Raw genomic sequence first — 6044 nt, forward strand, 5'->3', positions numbered from 1 at the left:
CTTTTGTCTTTAAGATTATAATGCATGTTTAGTCAGAGCGTTGAAGAGCAGCTCAAGGTTAAGCGTAGTGTCCTCGTCGCCCTCGCGTTTGCGCGTTATTACGGCGTTGCCCTGCACTGACGGCTCGGAGTAGAGCACGTCGTCCTGCGGTTCTCCTAATGAACGGAACTCGAAGTTGTACTTCTCGCATATGTCGGCGACGGACGCGTTAAGCAGGATTTGCGAGCGGTCGAGCATTACGATGTGGTCGAGCAGCGACTCAACGTCGTGCACCTGGTGGGTGGATATTATCATTGTGCGGTCGTCGGCCATGTTGTTCGCTATTACTTTACGGAACTGGCTCTTCGACGGAATGTCCAGTCCGTTGGTCGGTTCGTCCATAAGCAGGAGCTTGGTGTTGGCCGCCATGGCGAAGCTCATGTACACTTTCTTTTTCTGTCCCATGGAAAGCTCCTTGAGGTGGATGTCCGGCGTCAGTTCGAAGTCGCGCAGACAGCTTTCCAATATGTCGCGACTGAAGCGTGGATAGAACGGCTTGTTCAGCTTGACGTAGGCCTCGAGGGTCATCGGGGCGAGGTCGAACTCCTCGGGAACGAGGAATATTTCCTCGAGCGTCTCGGCCTGGTGTCTCGACGAGTCAACGCCGTCTACTGTGATGGTGCCGGCCGTACGGCGCAACAGTCCGCTGATAAGATAGAGCAGGGTGGACTTACCCGTGCCGTTCTTGCCCAGCAGTCCGTAGATGTTGTTGTCCTCAAAGTCGAGGCTGAAGTTGTCGAAGACGTAATGTTTCGCGCCCTGGTATTTGTATTTTAAATTCTCGATGTGTATCATTTTATTTTAGTTTTGGGGTTATTCCTATAGGAGTTAAGGAGTAATGGAGTAAAGGAGTTAAGACGAATGCCTTGTAATCTTACGCTTATTGAGAGAGAGTAGTAGGATGAAAAGACGTATCTGCATGGCATTCGTCTTAACTCCTTTACTCCATTACTTCTTAACTCCTTCAATTAAAATTCTGCCATCAGCCCTTCGTTAGCCGGCAGCATTACCAGCATGTTGTCCGTTATGGCGGTCACTGTGCCGTCCTCTGCCACTTCATAGTTGGTCACCGACATTACGCTCTCGGTCTCGCGGCGGTATTCGGTACGGCCGTCGGCGCGGTCGAAGGCGTGTGTTGAGGCATTCCATAAGTTGCGCTCCATCGTGTATCCGTCAGTGGTATAAGTATAGGTGTACAGGCTTTCGGGTGTCATCCGGCCCGTGCGTGCGTCGCGGCGTACTACCTCTTTGCTTGTTACGCGGCCCTGGTTGTCGTAAGTATAGCGGTATTCCAGTTTGCCGCTGAGGCTCTCGCCCTGCTTGTCATACACGTACATTGTCTTTACCTGGCCGTTCTCGATGTCGGCGTTGTAGTAATACTGTGAGTTGACGTTACCTGTTGAGTTAAGGTACATTGCCATGATTGTAGCTGCTGTGATGATAGTTCCCATAATTGTTAAAGTCTTTAAATTGTCAATATTGTCATTAATGTTTATTTGTTTCTTAGTGTACTATTGTTGTAGTACACTGCAAATGTACTGCAATAACACATTACTTGCAAGTTTTTCGACGAAAAAATGCAAGAAAAGCCATGATTTTAACTTTAGTTTAAACTTGCCAAGTAAAAAGCGGCTGCATGTAAACAAATTTTAAGAATACAGCGCATTGCGACGGGTTAAATCATCACCCGATACGCCACCGGAGCATAACAGTCTATACATTATATATAAATTAAACGCCTGAATTTCATCAAACGGCATACCGTCAAGCATAATCCTGACACCTTGATTTATATAATAAAAAGCCGCTTGATGTTCACCCGCAACGGGAAGGAATATCGACGGTTTTGCAAAAGACGGCAAATCGCATTGCAAAAGGCCGTCTTTTACAAGCTAAAAGGCCACCTTTTGGAAGCCAAAAGATGGCCTTTTATAACGCATTGAATATCAAACAGTTACACAAGGGGTTTTGAAAGGGAATTTAGATAAGGAATTAACGGAAGTCTGGCGCTTCTCGCCGAGGTTATCAGGAGTCAACAGACACATGTTTTACTCATAACAACAAGACTCTTGGCTGTTAACTCCGGACTAACTGCTGTTCGTCTAACTTCCGACAAATCCCTGCCAACCCCTTATCTTACGCCTCTTTTCCGTCAATCTTTTCTATACACCCTAAATGCTCGAAAAATGGCTAATTATGTGTCATAAAGATTCTTTTATTTGATATAAGTCAATAAAAACACCACTTTATAACAAAAAAAGCAGCGCATTATGCACCGCTTTTATGAAAAATGTTTACCTTTGCATCGTGTTTTTCATAGTATTAGATTTAAGGTTAACAATGGAATGAGGGACTCAGCGGAGTCCCTTTTTTATTTCCTGTTCACCGCCTTTACTTTCCACGTATTTTATCAGCCTGTCGAAAACGGGGTTCGTCGACAGCACCTCAACGTTGCCCGTCATTATCATCTGGCGGCGCGCACGTGTCATCGCCACGTTCAGTTTACGGTCTATCAGGCGGCCTTCGTCAATGAAACAACTGCCCGCAAGAAACTCCAGCTGCCATCGGTTCTGCACCGTAAACGAGTATATTATCACGTCGCGCTGGCTGCCCTGGTATCTCTCAACCGTGTCTATCGACACAGCCTCGAGCTCTTTCATGCCGTAACGCTCTATCTCCTTGCGGATAACGGCTATCTGGTTACGGTACGGAACGATTACGCCCACGCTGCGCTCGGGCGTGAAGCGGTCGCCCAGCATAAGTCTTACACGATGCAGGATGTCGGCCACGGTGGCTGCCTCGTCGGTGTTTACCTTGTCAGAAACGTCCGGACGGCGGCACTTCCGTGACGGAATGAAGATTACGCGGTGCTTGCGCAGCAGCGTGTCAAGCTCGTCGTGCATGCCGATGTCGGCATATTCAAGTGCCGTTTCCTGCTGGTGGGCCAGCGGAACGGGGCTTAAATTCTCCTCGTAATAGAACTCATGGCAGGGGAAGTCGGCCACTTCGGGGTGCATTCTGCCGTGGCGCCGCAGCACGCCGATGAAGTCCGTGCGCCCCGCCTTGCGCTCCAGGCGCAGCAAGCGTTCGAACAGCGAGTTACGACAGTTGTCCAGGCAGATGTCGTTGAGCGTCGATGACGATACGGCCGAGTCGCTTTCGTCCTGCCGGACAACGGCGGGCAGCTGCTTATGGTCGCCCGTAAGGATGAAGCGGTCTATGCGACAAGTCTCCGTTCCGTTGCCGTCGGGACGGTGGGCAGCCAGCAGGCCGATGATGTTCGGCTCGAGAATCTGCGACGCTTCGTCAACAACGGCAAGCGTAAAGTGCTTCAAGTCAAAGACGTAAGGCCGTGACACGAGCATTGACGTAGTGCCCGTTATGACTCGGGCGGACATTATCTTAGCCTTCATTCCGTCAAGCCGGGGTGTGTCCTTGACGTATTCTGACAGCAGATGAGGCTTGCAACGCGGGTCGGCACTGTACTCGCTGCCCAGCCGGATGTAGTCAATGCCTGCGTCGTCGAGCATTGCGCACAGCTCGTCAACGGCCCTGTTGGTGTACGCCATGAGCAGTATCGAGGCGTCATCCTTCGTCAATTCTTCCTCAACAATAAACCTGATGGCCATTGATGTCTTGCCAGTGCCCGGCGGACCGACCAGCAGGAAGTAGTCGCGTGCCTGCTTGGTGCGCTCAATTATGTCGTCATACGACGGGTTGTACATGCGTGTCAGCCTCTGTGTTGCGTCCATCTCGGGCGGACGTTGGCCGAGAAGCAGGGCCTTGCGTGCCGCCGGGGCGGTGACAAACTCGAACAGACTGCGCATTGCCGAGCCTGCCGACGAGTCACCTCCGGCATGCTCTACGGCATAAAGCGAACCGTCATCGCCGTCCTGAATCTGAAGTATCTCGGGATTTTTCTGTCCGTTTGTCAATGCGACTGAAATCTCGTCGGTGTGTATCTCCACCATAGTGCCCTTGTAAAGAATGGCGTTACGTGCGTCAGGTTCCTGTCCTTCGAGGTATTGATAAAGGTAAACCATGTCGCCACGGCGGAAGTTCGGCAGGAAGCCTTCACCCTGTCCGGGCACCGTCAGGCGCAACATGTTGGGCACGTCGCCGCCTCCGCCGCACTCCTTTGCCACAATCCTCAGTCCCGTATATATGTTTCCGGTCTCTATCTTCTCGGTAAGCGGCATGTTCCAGAGGTCGGCGGCGCAGCTGCTTACGCCCTCCTGGGTGCCCACTTTGCCGAGAAGCTGCTCACGGCAGGCGAACGTCGCCATGCGGCAAAAGTACTCACGCTCGAGCGGTTCGAGGTTTCTGAGCGGCTCGGTCACCGCCTCTATCTTCGGCAACAGCCACGTATGGTAGAACGAATTGTCAAGTCCGGCGGTGTTGATGCGCTCCGGAGTGAGTACGGGAAGTATGCGTTCAAAGCCTTCACGGGCTATAAAGAAGTCGGTAGCGACAATTTCGTTGCGCAGCTTTAACGCCTCGCGGAACAGCTTTCGGTAAAAAGCCACGGCCATAAGACCACGTTCGGACGGATATTTGGAGTAAAGCAGGCGTATGTCCGTGCGGTCGTAACCGAGGTTGAAGTTGTATCTCAGCACGCCGTAGTACAGCAACAGCTGGACGTAATGCGGCTCCAGCTGCATGCTGCCGTGGCCTCCGGCACGTCCGGTCTCCACGTTACGGTTCTTGCCCGACTTCTGTTCAACAAGCAGGCGGAAGTCGGTTGTCATGAGGTCGACACGTCCTTGCAGGCCAAGACGCTCGCAAACGAACGACGGTTCGAGCACAACGCGGCTCCGGTCGTACTCTGCGAACATCACTTTGACGGCCTCACGTATGTTAGCGGCCTGCGTTTTGATATCTTCCTTGAACCTTGCGGCGTCAAAATCGGTACACGAACAGTACTCCAAAGCCTTGTCGGCGAAGTTTGACCGCAGCGTTTCGGCAAGGCTGAAGGCCTCATCCTCATTTATAATATCGTCGAGAACGCCGCCCGCAAGGTTACCAAGCAGAATGGCGGAACTGTTCGCCCGCGGCCTCATCCGTTCGAGAACGTAAGACAATGGATGGTGTCCATACTCCTTGAAGCACGCCGCTATCGAACTGATGTCTACCAGATAATCAGGCTCTACGACCACAAGTCCTGGCACAACGACGCTCTCCGTGCCGTCGGGAGCAGTGCTTATTGAATGCGGAAGGTTGTCTATCTTGCAGTCGAGAAGGTTCATCTGCATGCCCTCGCGCAACATTTTGCGCACGTAAACAAGGTCTTCGCCTGACAAATCCACGGCGAGCAGGCGGCCGTCAAGTCCTTTTTCAGCCGACACATAGGCGTATCCCTCGTCCCAACTCCTGACGATGCAGCGCACATAACGCACGTCAAGCCCCTCTACCCGGTCATGAATCTTGTCATCGGCGGGCAGTACACGGAGCAGTTCTCCCGGCACGTCGTCGCCCGTCACGGCAGAGATAAAGCGGCAGAGGGCACGCATGTCGTACATGAAATCTGCCTTCTCAACCTGCTCTACACCGTTGGTGTGGCGGCGCATTGCCTGTACAGCAATCCTGTCGGATAACCTTACGTTGCACTTACGGCAGAGAAAATCCACCTGAGAGAACAGGTCTCCGTATGCCTGTCCGCTGCCTTTCAGTCCTTCGTGGCACGCAAGCACAAGCGTCTCATGCGCCATCTTGTTGAGGCTCGACGGCTTTACGCTATCATATAATGTGGTTATTTCGAGGACACGGGAGAACAAGTAATTCATGCGGGAATTAAGAATTAAGAGTTAAGAATTAAGAAAAGATGACTTGGGAAATTAAGAATTAAGAGCCTGGAAATTAAGAATTAAGAGTTAAGAATTAAGAAAAGATGCCTTGTTGTTATGCATTGTTCGCAAACAATAAGAGTATTTTTCTTAATTCTTAACTCTTAATTCTTAATTATTCACTGTCCTCCCAGCCTGCCGAAGAACTCGATTATCTCTTCC

General features: G+C 51.4%; 3 protein-coding genes. All 3 read right to left on the minus strand.

The features are described from left to right. Window positions 1-15: 15 nt before the first annotated feature. The 3 genes from H6A34_RS07440 to H6A34_RS07450 all read right to left on the minus strand — a co-directional run bounded on the left by H6A34_RS07440 (window position 16) and on the right by H6A34_RS07450 (window position 5822). Window positions 16-834 carry an ABC transporter ATP-binding protein gene (locus H6A34_RS07440; protein ID WP_021949403.1) on the minus strand — a complete coding sequence of 273 codons (819 nt, stop codon included), beginning with the start codon at window positions 832-834 and terminating at the stop codon, window positions 16-18. A gap of 173 nt (window positions 835-1007) precedes the next feature. Then, a complete protein-coding gene (locus H6A34_RS07445) occupies window positions 1008-1490 on the minus strand; it encodes a DUF3836 domain-containing protein (RefSeq protein WP_205104554.1) in 483 nt (160 codons plus the stop codon). Window positions 1491-2393: 903 nt separating this feature from the next. Continuing rightward, window positions 2394-5822 carry an AAA domain-containing protein gene (locus H6A34_RS07450; protein ID WP_205104555.1) on the minus strand — a complete coding sequence of 1143 codons (3429 nt, stop codon included), beginning with the start codon at window positions 5820-5822 and terminating at the stop codon, window positions 2394-2396. Window positions 5823-6044: the final 222 nt, after the last annotated feature.

The organism is Marseilla massiliensis, from assembly GCF_016899855.1.
GTDB lineage: Bacteria > Bacteroidota > Bacteroidia > Bacteroidales > Bacteroidaceae > Prevotella.

Coding starts and splice junctions, on each gene's coding strand:
- H6A34_RS07440 (WP_021949403.1), bottom strand. CDS start 834: ATGATACACATCGAGAATTTAAAATACAAATACCAGGGCGCGAAACAT.
- H6A34_RS07445 (WP_205104554.1), bottom strand. CDS start 1,490: ATGGGAACTATCATCACAGCAGCTACAATCATGGCAATGTACCTTAAC.
- H6A34_RS07450 (WP_205104555.1), bottom strand. CDS start 5,822: ATGAATTACTTGTTCTCCCGTGTCCTCGAAATAACCACATTATATGAT.